Here is a 20,117-nt window from a genome sequence, read left to right as displayed (position 1 = left end):
CTAAACAAAACAAGCCACACCCAAAGGACTGAGTTGATGCCTATCCTACCACCTCTGCCACGACCACAACGGCGCCGCATTCACAAAATCATCCATGCCACCCGTGATAAAGGACATGCTCGTCGCTTGATGGCCATCTTGCTGTTACATGAAGGACGCACGATCACCGATGTTCATCACCTTACCGGCGCTGCGCGCTCGACCATCGGTCGTTGGCTTCGGTGGTATCGAGATGAAGGCATAGATGCGCTAGAAGCCTTACCGGCTGGCCGTGCCCCAGTCTTACCTATCGCCAAGATTGTCACCTTACTGGTGCTGCTCATGCAGTTTTCTCCGCAAGATTTTGGTTATCAGCGCAGCCGTTGGTGTACTGAACTATTGGCTATAAAAATCAATCGGTTAACAGGGCTCAATGTGGCAGCCTCCACGCTCCGCCGATGGTTACCTCGTATGGGCATTGTCTGGCGCAGGCCCGTGCCGACCTTGCGGATAAAAGACCCAGCCTATCAGGAAAAAATGGCGAATATCGACGCCGCGCTGGCCCGCTGTGATGCCGATAATCCGGTGTTTTATGAGGATGAAGTCGATATAGACCTCAATCCCAAATTAGGAGCCGACTGGATGTTCAGAGCGCAGCAAAAGCGGGTTGTCACACCGGGGCAGAATGCCAAGCATTATCTGGCAGGCGTTCTCCACGCAGGCAACGGAAGGGTACTTTACGTCAGCGGGATCAAGAAAAACTCATCGCTGTTTATTGCCATGCTGGAAAAGCTGCGCCACCACTACCGACGAGCCAAAACCATCACGTTGATCCTCGATAACTACATCATTCACAAAAGCAAACAGACCGAGCGATGGTTGAAGAAGAATCCCAAGTTCTGCCTGGTGTTCCAGCCAGTTTACAGCCCTTGGGTTAATCACATAGAACGGCTATGGCACAAGTTACATGAAACCATCACGCGCAATCATCAATGCAGAGGGATGGCAAACCTGCTGGCCCGAGTGAAACACTTCATGGATACCGTGTCTCCTTTCCCGGGGAATGGCTATGGCACAGCGAAGGTGTAGCACTATTGGGATCAGTTATTTAGCCCTCTGCGCAGTGCAGTGGCACAGTTATGACTATCTTCATCACTTGGCCGCCAGTCTCAGCATTCACTGACGACCCCAGCCCCACACCCGCCATCCCATCAACACCAGCATCAATACAACCCCCGGCAGCCAGACCCAGTAGAGTTCGGAGAGGACCACCGCCTCACCTCGGGCGGTGAGATAGGCTTCCAGCTTGAAGGGGGCGACCCTGATCACCTGCCAGGGGGCGAAGAAACGTTCGTCACGCCATGGCCAGAGCCAGCCCACCCCCTTGCCGCCGGTGGTGAGGGAATCGAGCAGGCTGTGGGAGAGCAGGGAGACCAGCAGAAACGACCAGACGGTGGCAGCGCTCGCCCGAAATTGGCGGTGAAAAAGCATGGCCAGCGTGGGTAGGGCAAAGGCAAACAGCAGGGAGTGAGTAAAGCCGCGGTGGCCAAAGACATGGCCGTAGGCGACCCCCAGTTTAAAGGCGAGCACATCGGCATCGGGCAGCATGGCGATGGCAACCCCTGCCAACAGCAGGCGGGGCGGGATAATCCGGCTGCCAAGCCCGAGCCCAAGGCAGAGAGGGACGGCGGCGTGGGTGACGATGGTGGGCATAGGATAAAGCTCCAACTGAAAACGTGAGCCTACCTTGTCCCCGCTCGGTGAAGTGAAGGTGAAGTTGCGTGCCACCAGCCTTGAGCCCATGGCAGGCATTGCCTACAATGACCCACTTTTTATCACACTCAGGTCTATAAAATGAGCGACAACAAACCTGCACTGCCCGACCGTCTGGCGGCCAACCCGCGCAGCCCGCACCATGTGGCAGAGTGCTTCGAGCACGAGATCGGCATTCGCGTGAACGGCAAGGAGCGCACCAATGTCGAGGAGTACTGCATCAGCGAAGGTTGGGTGAAGATCCCCTCCCCCAAGGCCAAGGATCGCTATGGCAACCCCATGCTGATCACCGTCAAGGGCACCGTCGAGGCTTTCTACGCCTAAGCGGCCCTGACCGCGCGCCCCGCCGGGCCCGCCGCCATGCTGTTCAGAACACCGGCCTTGCGCCGGTGTTCTGCTTTTGGGCTGGCCCAGGGTGACAGGCGCCTCTCTTTCTTTGCTCTCTTTTGCCTTCCTGTTTCTTCCTTTCCTTCCCTTTCTTTCGCCTTTTCCTTTTCATCTGGGCCCTGATCCGGCTAGCGAGCCGCCTTTTGCATCCAGGCAGGGCGGCGCTCCTGTCATCCCTGCCGGTTTACCCAGGCCATCACAGCATCACTCACCCTCGGGAACGCGACTTGCCGCCCTGCCAGCGTTGCAGCGCAGCCCCCGCCAGCACCAGCAGGATGCCGAGCAGATCGCTCGCGGCCAGCCGTCCGGCCAGGGCATCGAGCAGGGCGCCCCCCGCCAGCTGGCCCGTGACGATGAGCAGGGCGCAGGCCAGGGCGCCGATCCGGCCGATGGCCCAACTGCTGATGGCGACGAACAGCGCCCCCAGCACCCCGCCGAGCAGCAGCCAGGGATCGAGCCCGGCGAGCCGCTCCCAGGGTGCCCCTTTGAGGATGAGCAGGGCGCCGAGCAGCCCGAAGCCGAGCAGGTGGTTGGCCAGCGACGCCGTCATGGCGCCCCGGGCGCTGGCGAGGCGGCCATTGAGGGTGCGCGACAGGCTCACCGCCACGCCGTTCAGCAGTCCCAGCAGGATCAATAGGGTCATGGTGTCTCTCCTAATGCAGCACGATAAGCAGGGCGCCGGCCAGCACCAGCAGGGCGGCGAGCGCGTCTTTTCCCGAGGGGCGGCGGCGAGCCAGTCCGAGCCAGCCGAGGCCATCGCACAGGGCACCAAACAGCAGTTGGCCGAGCAGCAGCAGGGCCAGGGTGCCCGCCATGCCGAGGGGCGAGTTGAGGCAGAGGGCCGCCAGCACCACGGTGAGCGCCCCCGGCAGACCGCCGAGCCAGGCCCAGGGCGGGGCCGCCTCCGGCGTCGGGGGCCTTGGGGAGAGCCACCACAGGAGCCCGGCCACCAGGCTGCCGACCCCGTGGGCCAGCCAACTTGCGAGCCAGGGGTCGGTGGCGCGGGCCAGGGCGCCGTTCTGGGCGATCATCAGCGCCAGCAGCAGGCCGGCGGCGAAGGCGGCCAGGGCACCCAGGGTCTGGCCAAGTGTCTGGCCGAGGGCGGGGCGGCCGGGGCCGTGGTCAACAAGCGGGGGGATCATGGGGTTGCTCCTTGGTTGAACTGACGAGCAGGGTAAATTGTTTTTGATTTGGGGATAATCTACCCTCCTGGAACAACATTGTTTCCATATCGAGAACAACATGAACCAGGAAGCCTTCGCCCTGCTCCCCGCCTTCGTCGCCGTGGTGGAGTCGGGCACCTTCTCCGGCGCCGCCCGTCAGCTCGGCCTCAGCAAGTCGGTGCTGAGCAAGAAGGTGAGCCAGCTCGAGCAGGCCCTCGGCTGCCAGCTCCTCTATCGCACCACCCGCTCCCTCACCCTGACCGAGGCGGGGGAGCGCTACTTCGAGACGGTGCGCCATGCAGTGCGCCTGGCCAGCGACGGGGAAGATGCCATCGGCGCCCTGCAATCGGCCCCCCGCGGCCTGCTGCGGGTGACGGTGCCCATGGTCTATGGCCGGCGCCACATCGCCCCCCTTGTCCCCGAGTTTCTCGCCCTCCACCCCGAGGTGCAGTTGCAGCTGGAGATGAGCGACGCCCGGCAGGATCTGGTGGCCGAGGGGTTCGACGTGGCGGTGCGCATCGGCGAGCTGGAGGATTCGAGCCTGATCGCCCGCCGCCTCGCCCCCTGTCTCAGCACCCTGTGCGCCGCCCCCGCCTACCTGGCGCAGGCCGGCACGCCCCGCATCCCGGCGGATCTCGAGCGCCACAACTGCCTCTTCTACTCCCTGTTTCGCGGCGGCACCCAGTGGCGGCTGCACGGGCCCGAAGGAGAGGTGGCCATCACCCCCAGGGGCAATTTCGAGGTCAACAACAGCGATGCCATCCACACCGCGCTGCTGGCGGGGCTTGGCATCGGCAACATGCCGGACTTCATCGTGGCGCGGGATCTCGCCATCGGGCGGCTGGTGCCCGTCCTGCCAGACCATGCCCTGCCCGAGCACGGCATCTGGTGCGTCTATCCCAAGCGCCGCCACCTGCCCGCCAAGGTGGCGGCTTGGCTGGCCTTCCTGCAGGCGCGTCTGGGGCTGCGCTGAGGGGGGCATCGGGATAACCGGAACGGTTCACGTTTTTTTCATCGGGAAGGGAGTAGAGTAAGCAGCAAACCAAGCATCTGTTTTTATTGGAAAAGCATTCAGGGGACGAGCCACGACATCGCGCCCCGCACCCCAGAGGGAGCCCCATGATGAAGAAAACCGCGATTGCCCTGACCCTCACCAGCCTGCTGACGCTGCCGCTCGTTGTCTCATCCGATGCCTGGGCCGCCCCGGTGCGCTCCCTGCAAAAGGAGCAGAATTACGAGCAGTTCATCAGCAAGCGCCAGGTGGTGGATCAGCTGCTGGCAGACGCCGCCCGCATCTTCCACTCCCCCGCCCGGGTCTCCGATGCGGGCTTCACCGCCAAGATGCCGAGCAACATGGAGCAGGTGACCACTCTGCTGCTGGAGGCCCACCAGCTCGAGCCCTATCGCACCGATCTGCTCATCTCGGCGGCCAACGCCCAGATCTACAACGGCAACGTGGACAGGGCCATCGCCCTGTTCGAGCAGGCCCTCACCGCCGCCCCGGACGATCTGGACATCAACACCTATCTGGCCACCTGGCAGCGCTTCAAGGGCAACCAGGCCAAATCCGATGGCTACCTCAAGCGGGTCGGCGAGCTCAATGCCGGTCGCGCCGCCGACTTGCAGCGGCTGTTCGCCACCGTGGACAGGGTGGTCGCCACCCCCCTCAAGGAGCGTCAGGGACGGGGCGAGAAGAAGGGGCGCCGCGCCATCGTCACCCTGGGCTATGCCCTCAATCCCGACGGCTCCATGCACGACATTCTGCTGGGACGCCTCGAGACCACCCGCGCCCTGGCCCAGGCCGATCCGGCGGCCCTCGTCATCCTCACCGGCGGCGTGCCCCAGAACCGCCAGACCGAGGGCAAGCTGATGGCGGACTGGCTGGCGAAAAAGGGCATCGACCGCTCCCGTATCATCGAGGAGAACTACGCCACCAGCACGGTGGAGAACGCCCTCTACAGCGGCTATGCCCTCGCCCGCCACGAGATTGAGTTCGCCACCCTGGTGAGCTCGGCGAGCCATGTGCGCCGGGGCCAGACCCTGCTGGAAATCGCCTGCTGGCAGAGCGGCCCGGCGAACATCCACATCGACAGCGTCGCCTACCCGGACAAGCCGCTGTCGGCCCTGGCCAAGGCAGGCCCGGAGGAGCTGCTTGGCATCTACCGGGACGCCCTGCGCACCTATGGCCTGTGGAGCTACCGCTCGGCCCCGCTGGTGGAGCGCTGATCCCCCGGCCCCGCCACCCTGGCGGGGCCTTTTCCTCTCTTCCCCCTGCCAGTCACTGCCCTCCCTGTTGGCTGGCCCCTGCACGCACCTGCTGGCCCCTTGCGCCAGCCACCCGATAGATGGCGGGTGAGCAAGCTATCCACTTTCTGGCATATCTCAATCAGATCATTGATTTACCGTTCTTTTTCTAAGAACCAAACGGCATGAGAACACCCTTCTCGTTCCTTCGCCCCCGGGAATGTTCAGATAAAGATGTGGCTTCCAACACCCCCAACAAGGAAGTGCATCATGACAGCAAAAGGCATCTCTCTGTGGCTCGCGGCCTCCATGCTGCTCGGCCAGTCCGCCCAGGCCCTCGACGTCACCGTGGCCTACCAGACCTCCGCCGAACCCGCCAAGGTAGCCCAGGCCGACAACAGCTTCGCCAGGGAGAGCGGCGCCACCGTGGACTGGCGCAAGTTTGACAGCGGCGCCAGCGTGGTACGGGCGCTCGCCTCTGGCGACGTGCAGATAGGCAACATCGGCTCCAGCCCCCTGGCAGTGGCGGCGAGCCAGAACCTGCCCATCGAGGTGTTCCTGCTCGCCTCCAAGCTCGGGGAGTCCGAGGCCCTGGTGGTGAAGCAGGGGCTCGCAAAACCCGAGGATCTCGCGGGCAAGCGCATCGCCGTGCCCTATACCTCAACCACCCACTACAGCCTGCTGGCGGCCCTCAAGCACTGGAACGTCGACCCCGCGACGCTGCAGATCGTCAACCTGCAACCACCGGCCATCATCGCAGCCTGGCAGCGGGGCGACATCGACGGCGCCTATGTCTGGGCCCCCGCCCTCAACCAGCTCACCAAGGAGGGCAAGGTGCTGACCGACTCCGCCCAGGTGGGTGACTGGGGGGCGCCGACCCTGGACGTCTGGGTGGTGCGCAAGGACTTTGCCAAGGCCCACCCCGAAGTGGTGCAGGCCTTCGTGAACAGCACCCTGGCCGCCCAGCGCGACTACCTGGCCAACCCCGACCGCTGGCTCACCAAGCCGGACAACCTCGCCAAGCTGGCCAAGCTGAGCGGCGTTCCCGAGGCGGACGTTCCCGCGCTGGTGAAGGGCAACACCTACCTCGATGCGAAGGCCCAGAGCGCCGAGCTCGGGCGCCTCGTCAACCAGACCATCATCGACACCGCCCGCTTCCTCGAGAGCCAGGGCAAGGTCGCGAACGCCGCCTCGGACTACCGCCAGTTCGTGACCGATCGCTTCGTGAAAGCCGTGGCCCAGTAAATCCAAGGAGACGACCATGCTGCAGCTCTCTCATGTGTCCGCCGAGTACGCCGGCAGGCGGGTGCTCGACAACATCAACCTCTCCCTGTCCGAGGGGGAGCTGATGGTGGTGCTGGGGCCCTCGGGCTCCGGCAAGACGACCCTCCTCAACCTGGTGGCGGGCTTCGAGCCTTGCCACCACGGCCAGATAAGCCTTGAGGGCAAGCCGGTCACCGGCCCCGGCGCCGAGCGCGGCGTGGTGTTCCAGAGCGAGGGGCTGCTGCCCTGGCGCAACGTGCGAGACAACGTGGCCCTCGGCCTGCAGCTGGCGGGCGTACCCAGTGCCGAGCGCACCGAACAGGCCCAGGCACTGCTGCGTCAGGTGGGGCTGGAGGGGGCCGGCGATCGCGCCATCTGGCAGCTCTCCGGCGGCCAACGCCAGCGGGTCGGCATCGCCCGGGCCCTGGCCACCCAACCCCGCCTGCTCCTGCTGGACGAGCCCTTCGGCGCCCTGGACGCCTTCACCCGGGAGCAGATGCAGACTCTTCTGCTGCGCCTGTGGCACGAGCACCGGCGTCAGGTGCTGCTCATCACCCACGACATCGAGGAGGCCATCTTCATGGCCACCGATCTGGTGCTGCTCTCCCCCTCCCCCGGGCGGGTGACGGAGCGGCTGACCCTGGATTTCGGTCGCCGCTTCGCCGCCGGGGAGCCCTGCCGCAGCATCAAGTCCGATCCGGCCTTCATCGAGCGCCGTGAATACGTGCTGGAACGGGTGTTCGCAGAGCGGGAGGCCTTCGCATGACCCTCGCCCTCGCCCGGCAACGGGATCTCACCCACGCACGGGCAGCGGGCTGGCCCCTGTCCCGCCGCCTGACCCTGAGCCTCGCCACCCTGATCGTGCTGCTGGCCCTGTGGTGGCTGGTGGCCCACTTCGGCTGGGTCGACCCCCTGTTCCTGCCGCCCCCACAGCGGGTGCTGGCACAGCTCATCACCATCGCAGGCCAAACGGGCTTTATGGATGCCACCCTGTGGCAACACCTGGGGGCCAGCCTGGGGCGCATCCTGGTGGCGCTCGCTGCCGCGGCGTTCTTTGGCATCACGGTGGGCATCGCCATGGGGCTCTCCCCCACAGTGCGCGGCGTGCTGGATCCCCTCATCGAGCTCTACCGCCCGGTGCCGCCGCTCGCCTACCTGCCACTCATGGTGATCTGGTTTGGCATCGGCGAGACCTCCAAGGTGCTGCTCATCTATCTGGCCATCTTCGCGCCCGTGGCCCTGGCGACCCTGGCGGGGGTGCAGAGCGCCAACGCGGTGCGAGTGCGGGCGGCCCAGGCGCTGGGCGCATCCCGGTCCCAGGTGCTCTGGCACGTGATCCTGCCCGGCGCCCTGCCGGACATCCTGACCGGGCTGCGCATCGGGCTCGGGGTGGGCTGGTCCACCCTGGTGGCGGCCGAGCTTATCGCCGCCACCAGGGGGGTGGGCTTCATGGTGCAATCCGCCGGCGAGTTTCTCGCCACCGACGTGGTGCTGGCGGGCATCCTGGTGATCGCCCTGATCGCCTTCGTACTGGAACTGGGCCTGCGCGCCCTGCAGCGCAGGCTCACCCCCTGGCATGGAGAAGGACAATGAGCCACAGGCTGACCTCTTTCCTTCGCCTCCCTTTCCTATTGGTATCGGGCCTTCACGCCCCCAGACATGGAGCAAGACCATGACCGACAAGTTGACCATTACCCCCCTCGGCCCTCACATCGGCGCCGTCATCGCCGGCGTCAATCTGGCCGAGCCCCTGAGCCAGGGGCAGTTCGAGCAGCTCCATCGCGCCCTGCTCAAATACCAGGTGCTGTTCTTTCGCAACCAGCCCATCACCCCGCGAGCCCAGCGGGCGCTGGCGAACCGCTTCGGGGATCTGCACATCCACCCCGTCTACCCCCACACGGAGGAGGCCGAGGAGATCATCGTGCTCGATACCCACGATGACAATCCGCCGGACAACGACAACTGGCACACCGACGTGACCTTTATCGAGACGCCCCCGGCACTGGCCATTCTGGCCGCCAAGCAGCTGCCCCCCACCGGGGGGGACACCCTCTGGGCCAGCGGCATCGCGGCGCTGGCGGCCCTCTCCCCTCCCCTGCAAACCCTGCTGGCAGGGCTGGAAGCCGAGCACGACTTCACCAAGTCCTTCCCGGCCCATCGCCATGATGACAGCGAGGAGGCGCGCCAGCGCTGGCAGGCGGCCGTGGCCCGTCACCCGCCCCTGCGCCACCCGGTGATCCGCACCCACCCGGTGAGCGGCCGTCAGGCCCTGTTCGTCAACGAGGGGTTCACCACCCGGCTGCCCGGGCTGCCCCCCAAAGAGAGCGAGGCCCTGCTCGGCTTTCTGTTCGAGCACATCACCCGCCCCGAGTTCCAGGTGCGCTGGCGCTGGCAGGAGAACGACATCGCCATCTGGGACAACAGGGTGACCCAGCACTATGCCAATGCCGACTACCTGCCGGCCCGCCGGGTGATGCACAGGGCCACCATTCTCGGGGACAAGCCCTTCTGGCGCCCGGGCTGAACATCCCTCATGGAGAGCGACCATGAGATAACGCCCAGCAAAAAGCCCGCCGGCTGGCGGGCTTTTTCATCATCTGACGGGCCTGGGTGTTGCTATCGGCCCTTGCGCTCCGGCCACCAGGGTGAAGCCCCGATGGCCGGTCTCAGCCCTTGAGCTCCAGCACGGTGGTGAAGCCTCCGAAAATCATGCGGGCACCATCAAACGGCATGGTCTGGTGCAGGGGATTGGCGGGGTCCATCCTGGGGTCCTGCATCATCTTGCCCATGGCGTCGTCCCGCACCGCCTTGCTCGGCCACTCCACCCAGGAGAAGACCACGGTTTCATCCTCCCTGGCCGCCACCGCCCGGTAAAAGTCGGTCTGCTTGCCGTGGGGCACATCGTCCCCCCAGCACTCCAGCACCCGGGTGGCGCCGTATTCGAGGAAGATGGGGTCAAACTGCCCCGCATGATCGATCAGGGCCTGCTTGTTGGCCGTCGGCACGGCGAGCACGAATCCGTCCACGTATGACATCAGAGGTTCCTCCAGTGAGTGAGGATCTCAGCATAGCAGCCGCCCATCAGCCCGCGCTCTGCGCCGCCCCGCGCAGCCAGCCATCACAACGAGACCAGCCGCTCCAGATCGCTGCGGGTCAGGCGCTTGCTGTCCACCTTCACGTAGAGGGAGTGCTCCTCGCGCACCAGCAGCACGTCGCTTACCCCCTCGCTGGCGCGGATCCGCTGCTCCAGGGCCGGGGTGGCCTCGACCCCTTCCGGCAGCACGATGCGCAGGCTGCTCACATAGGGGGGCTCGGCCATGGTGAGGCTCACCCCGAGCCAGGCGAGGGCCAGGGCGGCGCAACCGCCAAACACCAGGGGGCCGCCCCCCAGGCTGTAGAGCAGGCCGCCGAGACTGCCGCCGATGGCGACCCCGAGGAACTGACTGGTAGAGTAGACCCCCATGGCGGTGCCCTTGTAGCCCGGCGGGGACTCCTTGCTGATGAGAGACGGCAGCAGTGCCTCCATCACGTTGAAGCCGATGAAGAAGAGCTGCAACCCGGCGAGCAGACCCCACAGCTGCTGGCCGCTCTGCCAGAGCACCAGCTCGGCGGCCAGCATCACCACCACGCACCCGATGAAGACCCGCTTCATCTGGCGGTGCTTCTCGGCATAGATGATGAAGGGCACCACGCTCACGAAGGCGATCATCATGGTCACCAGATAGGCCTGCCACTGGCTGTCACGGGGCAGCCCGGCACGCTCCAGCAGGGGCGGCAGGGCCACGAAGCTCGACATCAGCAGGGTGTGGACGCAGAGGATGCCGAGGTTGAGTTTGAGCAGGCGAGGGTTGGTGAGCACGGTACGAAAGCTGCCTCGCACCATGGCGGACTCGCGATTTTGCAGGTGGGCCGCCGGGGTCGGCACCACCCAGAGCACCATGGCGATGGCGGCCAGGGCCAGCAGGGCGATGAGCCAGAAGAGGCCGGACAAGCCCAGGGCATGGGTGATGAGGGGGCCGGTCACCATGGCGATGGCGAAGGTGATGCCAAAGCTCACCCCGATGAAGGCCATCGCCTTGGTGCGATTCTGCTCCCGGGTGAGATCCGACAGGAGCGCCATGACGGCGGCGGAGATGGCGCCGCTCCCTTGCAGGGCGCGCCCGACGATGACCCCCCAGATGGCGTCGCTCAGGGCGGCGATGACGCTGCCAAGGGCAAACATCAGCAGGCCGCCAACGATGAGGGGCTTGCGCCCCACCTTGTCGGAGAGCAGGCCGAAGGGGATCTGGAACAGGGCCTGGGTCATGCCGTAGATGCCGATGGCAAGCCCGATGAGCGCCTCGGAGGCGCCCGCCAGGGACATGCCGTAGGTGGTCAGCACCGGCAGCACCATAAACATGCCGAGCATGCGCAGCGAGAAGACGGAGCCGAGCGCCCAGGTCGCGCGTCGCTCGCCCCTCGTCATGGTGAAATCATTCATGAGGGCCTCGATGAGTCAAAAAGAAGAGAGAAAGAAAGGGGTGACAGGCGCCCGGCCGCCCCGAAAAATCGGCGATGCCCCTCGCAGGGCGGCGCCCATAATAGCAGAGCCGGGAAGATTCCCGGCTCTGGATTTCATGCATTTAGGGGCACAACTCACACTATCAGGGCAGCATGCTCACCAGCAGCGGCGCTGCGTCCGGCTGGAAGCCCACCGACATCATCACGCTCAGGCAAGTGAAGATGATGACGACGATGGAGAACATGTCAGCTCCAGCGTCAGGGCAGCATGCTCACCAATACAGGCGCTGCGTCCGGCTGGAAGTCCACCGACATCATCACGCTCAGGCAAGTAATGGTGACGATGGAGAACATGAACAGCTTGCGCGCCCAGAGGGAGTCGTCCACCGCCGCCTTGTAGCCCGACAGCGCCATCCCCAGCCACCAGACGCTCACCGCGGTGGCCACCACCAGATACTTGTACCCGGCGTAGCCGCCGAGGAACAGCATCAGGGTCGGCACCATGAACGCCAGGATGTAGAGGGTGATGTGGAGCTTGGCCACCGGGATCCCCTTCACCACCGGCAGCACCGGGATGTTGGCAGCCTGGTAGTCCTTGAAGCGGAAGATGGCGATCGCATAGGAGTGCGGCATCTGCCACAGGCTGAAGATCGCCAGCAGGATCAGGGCCCCCGAGTCGAACTGCCCGCTCACCGCGCAGTAGCCGATGACCGGCGGCGCGGCGCCGGAGAGGCTGCCGACCAGGGTGCCATAGACCGAGTGGCGCTTCATGTAGAGGCTGTAGACCCCCACATAAACCAGGAAGCCCAGCACCGCCAGCAAGGCGGCCAACGGATTGGCCGCAAAGTAGAGCAGTGCAATGCCCGCAACGCCCAGCGCCGTCGCATACCAGAGGGAGACACCGGGGGCGATGAGCCCCCGCACCAGGGCGCGGTTCTTGGTGCGCTCCATGATGCAGTCGATGTCCCGGTCGATGTAGTTGTTGAACACGCAACCGGAGGCCACCACCAGTGACACCCCCACCATGGTCAGGATGAACAGGGGCACATCCAGGCTCCCCTTCGAGGCCAGCAGGAATCCCCCGATAACCGAGATGAGGTTGCCGAAGATGATGCCCGGCTTGGTCACTTGCAGGTATTGCTTCATCATCATCAACCCGCTCAGTGAACCATCATGTTGATGTTGAGGTTGTACATGATCCACAGGGAACCCACGACCACGATGGCGATGATGAGCACGGTAAAGACCAGTGCCACCAGGTTCCAGCGCTCCTCGGAGGAGGTGTTCATGTGCAGGAAGTAGACCAGGTGTACGAAGATCTGCACCACCGCCATGGCCACCACGGTGCCGAGCACCACGGCGTGGGAGGCGGAGCCGTCCATCACCATCCAGAACGGCACGGCGGTCAGGATGAGTGACAGCACGAAGCCGATCATGTAGGACTTGACGCTGCCGTGGCTGGCGCCGTGATTGTCAACGGAATGACTCATTTACATGACCCCCATCAGATAGACCACGGTGAAGACGCAGATCCATACCACGTCGAGGAAGTGCCAGAACAGGCTCAGGCACATCAGGCGAGTGCGGTTGCGCTCGGTCAGCCCCTTCTTGGTGATCGACACCATCATCACGATGATCCAGACCAGGCCGCTGGTCACGTGGATACCATGGGTCCCCACCAGGGTGAAGAAGGCAGAGAGGAAGCCGCTGCGATCCGGGCCCGCCTCGTGCACGATCAGGTGATGGAACTCGTAGATTTCCATCGCGATGAAGCCGGCACCCAGCAGGAAGGTGACGAACAGCCAGGTGTTGACCGCCGCGACCTTGTTCTTGTTCATGGCCAGCATGCCGAACCCGAAGGTGATGGAGCTCAGCAGCAGCAGCATGGTTTCGGCGAACACGAACGGCAGTTCGAAGATGTCCTTGCCGGTGGGGCCACCGGCAGTGCCGTTGACCAGGACCGCATAGGTCGCGAACAGGGTCGCGAACAGGATGCAGTCACTCATCAGGTAGATCCAGAAACCGAATACCTTGGTGGCACCGGCATCGTGGTGCCCATCCTCATGGGCACCGTGAGAGTGATGTAGTACGTCAGTCGCCATGGAATTAAGCCACCTTGTTGATGTTGTCGAAATGCTGACCTTCGATGCGCTCGATCTCGTCAACCTGTACGTAGTAGTCCACATCGTCGTTGAAGCTGTGGATGATCCAGGTGGCGATCATGCCGATGAAGCCGGCGATGGCCATCCACCAGATGTGCCAGATCATGGCAAAGCCGAACACCACGCTGAAGGCGGCGATGATGACACCGGCACCGGAGTTCTTCGGCATGTGGATGGGGGCATACTGGGCAGGCTTCTTGTAAGCGCTGCCGTCAGCCTTGGCTTCCCAGAAGGCGTCCAGACCGGTGACCTTCGGCTCGATGGCGAAGTTGTAGAACGGCGGCGGAGAGGACGTCGCCCACTCCAGGGTACGGCCACCCCAGGGATCGCCGGTCAGGTCGCGGTTCTTCTCGCGGTCGCGGATGCTGACCACGATCTGGATGACCTGGCACAGCACGCCCAGGGCAATCAGACCGGCGCCGCAGGCGGCGACCACCAGCCAGCCGTGGAACTCGGGATCGATGTTCTGGCTGACACGACGGGTCATGCCCATGAAGCCCAGCACGTAGAGCGGCATGAAGGCCACGAAGAAGCCGGTGATCCAGCACCAGAAGGCACGCTTGCCCCAGACGTCATCCAGCTTGAAGCCGAACGCTTTCGGGAACCAGTAGGTGATACCGGCGAAGCAGCCGAACACCACGCCGCCGATGATGACGTTGTGGAAGTGGGCGATGAGGAACAGGCTGTTGTGCAGCACGAAGTTGGCGGCCGGCACGGAGAGCAGTACCCCGGTCATGCCACCCACGGTGAAGGTGATGATGAAGCCGACGGTCCACAGCATGGGCGAGGTGAACTCGATGCGACCGCGGTACATGGTGAACAGCCAGTTGAAGATCTTCACCCCGGTCGGGATGGAGATGATCATGGTGGTGATGCCGAAGAAGGCATTCACGTTGGCGCCGGACCCCATGGTGAAGAAGTGGTGCAGCCAGACGATGAACGACAGCACGGTGATCGCCACGGTTGCCCACACCAGGGAGGTGTAACCGAACAGCTTCTTCTTACAGAAGGTCGCCACCACTTCGGAGAAGATCCCGAACACCGGCAGCACCAGGATGTACACCTCGGGGTGACCCCAGGCCCAGATCAGGTTGATGTACATCATCATGTTGCCACCCATGTCATTGGTAAAGAAATGGGTACCCAGGTAGCGGTCTGCGGTGAGCAGGGCGATGGTGACGGTCAGGATCGGGAAGGAGGCGATGATCAGGATGTTGGCACACAGGGCGGTCCAGGTGAAGACCGGCAGGCGCATCATGGTCATGCCAGGGGCACGCATGCGGATGATGGTGGCGAAGAAGTTCACGCCGGTCAGCAGGGTCCCCAGACCCGAAATCTGCAGACTCCATATCCAGTAATCGACCCCGACCCCGGGACTGAACTCCAGCCCCGACAAGGGCGGATAGGCCAGCCAGCCGGTCTGGGCGAATTCACCGACCCCGAGGGAGACGTTGATCAGCACCACGGCCGCGGCGGTGAACCAGAAGCTCAGGTTGTTCAGGAAGGGGAAGGCCACGTCACGGGCACCGATTTGCAGCGGCACCACGATGTTCATCAGACCGATCACCAGCGGCATGGCCACGAAGAAGATCATGATGACGCCGTGGGCGGTGAAAATCTGGTCGTAGTGATGGGCGTTCAGGTAGCCTTCGCCACCCCCGGAGGCGATGACCTGCTGGCCACGCATCAGCACGGCGTCGGCAAAGCCACGCAGCAGCATGACCATGCCCAGAATGAGATACATGATACCGAGGCGTTTGTGGTCGACCGAGGTCAGCCACTCTTTCCACAGATATTGCCACTTGCCGTAGTAAGTGATGAGACCGGCGATGGCCAGGCCCCCCAGAATGATACCGGCTATCGTGACCATGATGATGGGTTCATGGTACGGAATAGCCTCGAGTGTCAATTTTCCAAACATCGATTATTCCTCGGATCCTGCTTTCACACTCTTGTCGGCCGACATGGCCATGTGTCCGGCATGGGCGTCATGGTTCATGGCCTGGTTCTCCATGGCGTCCTCTTGCGAGGCCTCATGGTTCATCCCTTCATGGTCCATGGCACCCGCTTTCGGGGCGGCGTCATGGTTCATGGCCTCGTGGTTCATGCCCTCGTGATCCGCGGAGCCCGCAGCCGGGGTGGCGTGACCACCATGGGACATGCCGCCCATGAACTTGTTGATGATGTTGACGAACAGCTTGGGATCGGCGCTGGCGAAGTACTCCACCGGGTGGTTTTCGCTCTTCTTGGCCAGGGCATTGAACTCATCCATGGTGCTCAGGGCCTTGGAAGAGGCCTTCACCTTGGCTACCCAGGCGTCGAAACCGGCTTGATCCTGGGTCGCGATGGCCTTGAACTTCATGCCGGAGAAACCGGCACCGCTGTAACCGCCGGAGATGCCCTTGTACTCGCCCGCTTCGTTGGCGATCAGGTGCAGCTTGGTCTGCATGCCCGCCATGGCGTAGATCTGGCCGCCCAGTTGCGGGATGAAGAAGGAGTTCATCACGGTGTCGGAGGTCACCCGGAAGTTGACCGGGGTGTTGACCGGGAAGGCCAGCTCGTTGACCGACGCAATGCCCAGCTCCGGATAGACGAACAACCACTTCCAGTCCAGGGAAATGACATCCACCTGAACCGGTTTGACGTCCGATTCCAGCGGCTTGTAAGGGTCGAGGGAGTGGGAAGTTTTCCAGGTGATCACCGCCAGGATGACGATGATGATGACGGGTACAGTCCAGACGACTGCCTCAATCTTGTTGGAGTGGGCCCAGTCCGGCGCATAGGTGGCACTGGTGTTGGACGCCCGGTATTTGTAGGCGAACGCCACCGCCATGACAATCACGGGCACCACCACGATCAGCATCAAGCCGAGTGCGGTGAGTATCAGTGACTTCTGCTCCATACCGACCTGCCCCTTGGGGCTCATCAGTGCCATGTCGCAGCCACTCAGCAAGCTGGCGGTCGCGAGCAGCAGCAAAGCGCCCAAGCCCCTCTTCACATCAAAGAGTCTCATGCAATGTCCTCATCTTTTGAAGGCTTATTGGTATAAAAAAATGCAGCATTTTATTGCATCAGACCGGCATGTGAACAACATGAAAAATTAATCCCAAAAATGTTCAAAAGGTGATGGAAAGCGGCATCAGATGTTAATCCCTTGACAATGACCAATTTATTCAAGTTACACCGCGGCAATTCATCTTCCGTTAATCTCTCGCACCACCAAAAGTGACCACCAATTAACCAAAAAGATCCATCTGGTCTGTTTTTAACCCGCCATTGCGATCAAAAAAGAGCCATACAGCCCCTTTTCGACTCACAGGTCATTTTTCCACACCTTGATCTGGATGGGTATTTTTCGGGGAAGATTAAAAAAATAATTAATCAAACGAATGTATGATTAACTTCCCGCCCCCCGACAACGGTCGCAACCCCTGGCGCCAGAAGGCACACTTCGTAACAAAACGGGCCCTTGTGCGGGCCCGTTGACAATCGTTTTCTCTCCCTCCCTCGAGGTCCGGTGTCAGGAGTGATCGTGTTCCATCCGGGTCGCCACGGCGATCCGGTTCCAGGCGTTGATGGTGACCACCTGCATCAGACACTGGGCCAGCAGGGTTTCCCCCAGTTGGGCCAGCGCCGCCTCATAAGTCTGCGTTGTGAGCCCCTTGTCGGCGATCAGGGTCACCTCGTCGGTCAGGGCCAGCACCGCCCGCTCCCGGGCGTCGAACAGCGGCGACTCCTGCCAGGCGGCCAGCGCCAGCAGACGCTGGGCACTCTCTCCGTGCTTCATCGCCACGTCGGCGTGCATCTCGATGCAGTAGGCGCAGCCGTTGATCATGGAGGCGCGCAGCTTGATGAGCTCCTTGAGCGACAGGGGAATGTCGGTGCCCCCGAGGTAGGACTCGAGGCCCATCATGGCCGAGACGGCGGCGGGCACCTGGTTGGCGAGCTGGATACGGTGTGACATGGCAAGACTCCTGTGATGGACCCCGGATGGGGCGGTGAGCTGATTGTTCACTTTTTCATTGTTGATTAGAATATCGTCACAACCTGCAACAGTTTTGCGTTTATCGCAAAGGTGAATCCATGCTGGATCGCATCCGCATCCTGGCCCAGGTGGTGGAATCGGGCAGTTTCTCCCGTGCCGCCCGCGCCCTCAACCAGGCCCCCTCCTCCGTGACCCGTGCCATCGACGCCCTGGAGCAGCAGCTCGGGATCCCGCTCTTCAAGCGCAGCACCCGCCAACTGGTGCTGACCGAGCAGGGCGCCTATTTTCTCGCCCGCTCCCTGCCCCTGCTGGAGGAGGCGGATCAGCTGGTGCAATCCCTGCAACCCCTCTCGGTGGCGCCAGAGGGGCCGCTGCGGGTCTCGGTGTTCGAGAGCTTCGGCGCATCCTGGCTCTCTCCCCGCCTGCCCGACTTCCTCGCCCACTACCCCGGGGTGCGCCTGGAGGTTGCGCTGGACAACCGCATGGTGGATCTCGATGCCGAGAACGTGGACGTGGCGGTGCGCATCGGCAAGCCCGCCGACAGCAGCCTGCACACTCGCCATCTGCTCACCAACCGCTCGCTGCTGGTCGCCTCCCCCGCCTATCTGGCCCGCCATGGCGAACCCGCCCATCCCGCCGAGCTGGCCCACCACAACTGCCTCATTCGCGGCCATGGGCGCCAGCGCCAGCACTGGTACTTCCAGCAAGGCACGGAGCGCGAGAAGGTGGCGGTGCAGGGCAACCTCGCCTCAGTCGGGGGCACGCCCCTGCTCTGCGCCGCCCTCGCGGGGTGCGGCGTGCTGCTGCTGTCGAGCTGGATGGTGCAGCAAAGCATCGACGAGGGCACCCTGCTGCCGCTGCTGCCAGAGTGGCTCGCCTCCCCCTACGAGGATCGCCAGGACGAGATCCACGCGGTGTTTCGTGGCGGCCGCTTCCTCAAACCCCAGACCCGCGCCTTCATCGACTTTCTGGTCGAGGCGATCAGGCCCCTGCAAGGGCCGCGCTGACCGCAACAGAGCCTCATGGCGAAACGCTGAAAACGCAGACGCCGGGCACAGGGCCCGGCGTCTGGAAATGAGGGTCGCCACGGCGACCGCTCAGCGTGATTTTCGCCCGTCAGGGCTCGGGGAGAGCCCCCGGTAATCCCCGTAGGGGAAGATGTTGCGCAGGCGCTGGGCCACGGGCTCGGGGATGGAGCGGGAGAAGACCAGCCTCACCCCGTTGCCGTCCCGCAGGCCCAGGATGCGCCCGCGCACCGGCTCATGGTGCAGGATCTGGGTCGCCTGGGTCACAAAGCGCGGCGGCACCGAGCCCCGCTTCACCACCACCTTGCCCGGCGCGAGCCGGACCTCGAACAGGGCGCCGCGCCCCAGCGTCATCAACCACCCGATCAGGGCTATCGCCACCAACAGAGACAACCAGGCCATTGCGTCTTCCTCCCGTCAACCCGATGTTCGCCAGTATAACCGGGGGCGCCTCACCATGACCCGGCCGCCATCACGCTTTCACTCACTGCCGGGCCTTATCGGCGCCCCTTGCCCCAGGCCACCAGGGTATCCCGATAGAGGGCGAGCAGGGCCTGATCCCGCACCGCGACCCCGACCTGCTGGACCGGGCAGTGGGCCCACTCGTCATGGGGATGGCGGGTGTCGTCAAACTTTTGCAGGGTATGGCCGATGGCGGGCCCCTCGGTGATGACCCGCACCGGCCCCTTGCGCAGGGTGAACAGCGCAGGATCGATCACATAGGCGATGGCGGAGGGATCGTGCACATGGCACCCCGCCATGCCGATGCGCTCGGAATAGAAGCGCAGGTAGAAGCGGCTGACATCCCACAGGAAGCGGCCCGGCTCCCCCGCATCGTCCCGCAGGGCATCCAGATAGTCGGCGGTGAAGATGCTCTGCTGGGTGACGTCGAGCCCGATGATCACCAGGGGCCAGGGGGCGGTGAAGACCCGGTCCGCCGCATCGGGATCGTCGTGGATATTGGCCTCGGCATAGGGGGTCACGTTGCCGCGATGGCCGTTGACGCCAAAGGCGCCGCCCATCACGACCACTTCTTTCACCAGGGCGGCTACCTCGGGGGCCGCCTCGAGCGCCAGCGCCAGGTTGGTGAGGGGCCCGATGGTCACCAGGGTGATCTCGCCGGGATGGGCCTTCACCGTCTCGACGATGTATTGCCAGGCCGGGCGGGGATCCGGGATGAGGGTCACCTCCCCCGCCTGGACGTCGCCAAAGCCGCTCGGGCCGTGCACCACCGTCGTCGGCCCCACGGGCTCGCGCAGCAGCGGCGCGGCGGCGCCCCGGGCCACGTCCGCCTTCATGCCATATTTTTGCTTGAGCCAGAGGGCGTTGCGGGTGCCGTTTTCGATGGTGGCATTGCCAAACACCGTGGTGATGGCGAGCAATTCGATGGCAGGGTGCGCCTCGGCAAACAGAATGGCCATGGCATCGTCGATGCCGGGATCGGTATCCAGAATGATCTTGTGGGTCTTGACATCCTCCCCCACCTTAGCGCTTCGCGTCACAGGAGGGGGATTCCCATTACTGGGTGATAGCTGCTCGCACAGTACCGGGTTCCTGCTTCATCGGGCGGCCTGATTGCACCACGCCTCCACAGGCTAAAACGGCGTGTCCCGCCGCTAAAATATTGCGAGCGCCG

General features: G+C 63.7%; 22 protein-coding genes and 1 pseudogene. 9 read left to right on the top strand and 14 right to left on the bottom strand.

Features of this window, described 5'->3' with window-relative positions; genetic code table 11:
* The first annotated feature begins 36 nt into the window (after nt 1-36).
* A complete protein-coding gene (locus AB5Y64_RS15365; RefSeq protein WP_001809438.1) occupies nt 37-1,068 on the top strand; it encodes an IS630-like element ISAhy2 family transposase in 1,032 nt (343 codons plus the stop codon).
* 87 nt (nt 1,069-1,155) lie between these two features.
* Here AB5Y64_RS15365 and AB5Y64_RS15360 read toward each other — a convergent pair whose 3' ends face one another.
* Nucleotides 1,156-1,692: a metal-dependent hydrolase gene (locus AB5Y64_RS15360; RefSeq protein ID WP_325784016.1), complete on the bottom strand. Its 537-nt coding sequence runs from the start codon at nt 1,690-1,692 to the stop codon at nt 1,156-1,158.
* 141 nt (nt 1,693-1,833) lie between these two features.
* Here AB5Y64_RS15360 and AB5Y64_RS15355 point away from each other — a divergent pair, with 141 nt between their 5' ends.
* Complete coding sequence (locus AB5Y64_RS15355; protein WP_010673692.1) at nt 1,834-2,076, top strand: DUF3297 family protein; 243 nt, start codon at nt 1,834-1,836, stop codon at nt 2,074-2,076.
* A 271-nt stretch (nt 2,077-2,347) separates the two neighbouring features.
* Here the strand turns inward: AB5Y64_RS15355 and AB5Y64_RS15350 are convergent, their stop codons facing one another.
* Both AB5Y64_RS15350 and AB5Y64_RS15345 read right to left on the bottom strand, forming a co-directional pair.
* The gene (locus AB5Y64_RS15350) at nt 2,348-2,782 is read right to left on the bottom strand and encodes a DMT family transporter (protein WP_045524056.1); all 435 of its coding nucleotides are present in this window, start codon (nt 2,780-2,782) and stop codon (nt 2,348-2,350) included.
* A gap of 10 nt (nt 2,783-2,792) precedes the next feature.
* Entirely contained in the window at nt 2,793-3,281 is a 489-nt protein-coding gene (locus AB5Y64_RS15345) for a DMT family transporter (protein WP_203764668.1), read from the bottom strand.
* Between the two features lie 100 nt (nt 3,282-3,381).
* On the opposite strand from AB5Y64_RS15345, the gene AB5Y64_RS15340 reads away from it, so the two are divergent.
* From AB5Y64_RS15340 to tauD, 6 genes are all read left to right on the top strand, one after another.
* The gene (locus AB5Y64_RS15340; RefSeq protein ID WP_201985064.1) at nt 3,382-4,275 is read left to right on the top strand and encodes a LysR family transcriptional regulator; all 894 of its coding nucleotides are present in this window, start codon (nt 3,382-3,384) and stop codon (nt 4,273-4,275) included.
* A 149-nt stretch (nt 4,276-4,424) separates the two neighbouring features.
* A complete protein-coding gene (locus AB5Y64_RS15335; protein WP_368204135.1) occupies nt 4,425-5,528 on the top strand; it encodes an ElyC/SanA/YdcF family protein in 1,104 nt (367 codons plus the stop codon).
* Between the two features lie 288 nt (nt 5,529-5,816).
* Nucleotides 5,817-6,791 (top strand): taurine ABC transporter substrate-binding protein, encoded by a 975-nt coding sequence (gene tauA, locus AB5Y64_RS15330; protein WP_109422675.1) that lies wholly within the window; start codon nt 5,817-5,819, stop codon nt 6,789-6,791.
* A gap of 16 nt (nt 6,792-6,807) precedes the next feature.
* Nucleotides 6,808-7,575 carry a taurine ABC transporter ATP-binding subunit gene (gene tauB, locus AB5Y64_RS15325; protein ID WP_042014207.1) on the top strand — a complete coding sequence of 256 codons (768 nt, stop codon included), beginning with the start codon at nt 6,808-6,810 and terminating at the stop codon, nt 7,573-7,575.
* Nucleotides 7,572-8,402, top strand: a complete 831-nt coding sequence (gene tauC / locus AB5Y64_RS15320; RefSeq protein WP_109422650.1) for a taurine ABC transporter permease TauC — start codon at nt 7,572-7,574, stop codon at nt 8,400-8,402. The genes tauB and tauC overlap by 4 nt, the downstream gene beginning before the upstream one ends.
* 79 nt (nt 8,403-8,481) lie before the next feature.
* Nucleotides 8,482-9,333: a taurine dioxygenase gene (gene tauD, locus AB5Y64_RS15315; protein WP_043155533.1), complete on the top strand. Its 852-nt coding sequence runs from the start codon at nt 8,482-8,484 to the stop codon at nt 9,331-9,333.
* A gap of 142 nt (nt 9,334-9,475) precedes the next feature.
* Here tauD and AB5Y64_RS15310 read toward each other — a convergent pair whose 3' ends face one another.
* From AB5Y64_RS15310 to AB5Y64_RS15270, 9 genes and pseudogenes are all read right to left on the bottom strand, one after another.
* Nucleotides 9,476-9,844 carry a DUF1428 domain-containing protein gene (locus AB5Y64_RS15310; RefSeq protein WP_010673687.1) on the bottom strand — a complete coding sequence of 123 codons (369 nt, stop codon included), beginning with the start codon at nt 9,842-9,844 and terminating at the stop codon, nt 9,476-9,478.
* 83 nt (nt 9,845-9,927) lie between these two features.
* The gene (locus AB5Y64_RS15305; protein WP_113978023.1) at nt 9,928-11,289 is read right to left on the bottom strand and encodes an MFS transporter; all 1,362 of its coding nucleotides are present in this window, start codon (nt 11,287-11,289) and stop codon (nt 9,928-9,930) included.
* 163 nt (nt 11,290-11,452) lie between these two features.
* Nucleotides 11,453-11,554: pseudogene (locus tag AB5Y64_RS15300) on the bottom strand (protoheme IX farnesyltransferase); the annotation flags it as partial.
* A gap of 13 nt (nt 11,555-11,567) precedes the next feature.
* The gene (gene cyoE / locus AB5Y64_RS15295) at nt 11,568-12,461 is read right to left on the bottom strand and encodes a heme o synthase (protein ID WP_010673685.1); all 894 of its coding nucleotides are present in this window, start codon (nt 12,459-12,461) and stop codon (nt 11,568-11,570) included.
* An 8-nt stretch (nt 12,462-12,469) separates the two neighbouring features.
* Nucleotides 12,470-12,799 carry a cytochrome o ubiquinol oxidase subunit IV gene (locus AB5Y64_RS15290; protein ID WP_010673684.1) on the bottom strand — a complete coding sequence of 110 codons (330 nt, stop codon included), beginning with the start codon at nt 12,797-12,799 and terminating at the stop codon, nt 12,470-12,472.
* On the bottom strand, nt 12,800-13,495 hold the full coding sequence (locus AB5Y64_RS15285) for a cytochrome o ubiquinol oxidase subunit III (RefSeq protein WP_080560441.1): 696 nt from the start codon (nt 13,493-13,495) through the stop codon (nt 12,800-12,802).
* A complete protein-coding gene (gene cyoB, locus AB5Y64_RS15280) occupies nt 13,416-15,392 on the bottom strand; it encodes a cytochrome o ubiquinol oxidase subunit I (protein WP_041211612.1) in 1,977 nt (658 codons plus the stop codon). Before cyoB ends, AB5Y64_RS15285 begins: the two co-directional genes overlap by 80 nt.
* Before the next feature lie 3 nt (nt 15,393-15,395).
* Nucleotides 15,396-16,484 (bottom strand): cytochrome o ubiquinol oxidase subunit II, encoded by a 1,089-nt coding sequence (cyoA, locus tag AB5Y64_RS15275; RefSeq protein WP_080767819.1) that lies wholly within the window; start codon nt 16,482-16,484, stop codon nt 15,396-15,398.
* Between the two features lie 507 nt (nt 16,485-16,991).
* On the bottom strand, nt 16,992-17,435 hold the full coding sequence (locus tag AB5Y64_RS15270; RefSeq protein WP_041214824.1) for a carboxymuconolactone decarboxylase family protein: 444 nt from the start codon (nt 17,433-17,435) through the stop codon (nt 16,992-16,994).
* 119 nt (nt 17,436-17,554) lie between these two features.
* Here AB5Y64_RS15270 and AB5Y64_RS15265 point away from each other — a divergent pair, with 119 nt between their 5' ends.
* Nucleotides 17,555-18,463, top strand: coding sequence for a LysR family transcriptional regulator (locus tag AB5Y64_RS15265; protein ID WP_182721673.1), 909 nt, complete (start codon nt 17,555-17,557; stop codon nt 18,461-18,463).
* 90 nt (nt 18,464-18,553) lie between these two features.
* Here AB5Y64_RS15265 and AB5Y64_RS15260 read toward each other — a convergent pair whose 3' ends face one another.
* Both AB5Y64_RS15260 and AB5Y64_RS15255 read right to left on the bottom strand, forming a co-directional pair.
* Nucleotides 18,554-18,883: a DUF3634 family protein gene (locus AB5Y64_RS15260; protein ID WP_039039207.1), complete on the bottom strand. Its 330-nt coding sequence runs from the start codon at nt 18,881-18,883 to the stop codon at nt 18,554-18,556.
* 95 nt (nt 18,884-18,978) lie between these two features.
* Nucleotides 18,979-19,965, bottom strand: a complete 987-nt coding sequence (locus AB5Y64_RS15255) for a nucleoside hydrolase (RefSeq protein WP_182721881.1) — start codon at nt 19,963-19,965, stop codon at nt 18,979-18,981.
* Nucleotides 19,966-20,117: the final 152 nt, after the last annotated feature.

The sequence above is a fragment of the Aeromonas sp. R5-1 genome (assembly GCF_040908265.1).
In the GTDB taxonomy this organism is placed as follows: Bacteria; Pseudomonadota; Gammaproteobacteria; order Enterobacterales; family Aeromonadaceae; genus Aeromonas; species Aeromonas caviae.
Note: the sequence above shows the minus strand (reverse complement) of the source record. Positions and strands in the feature narration are given on the sequence as shown.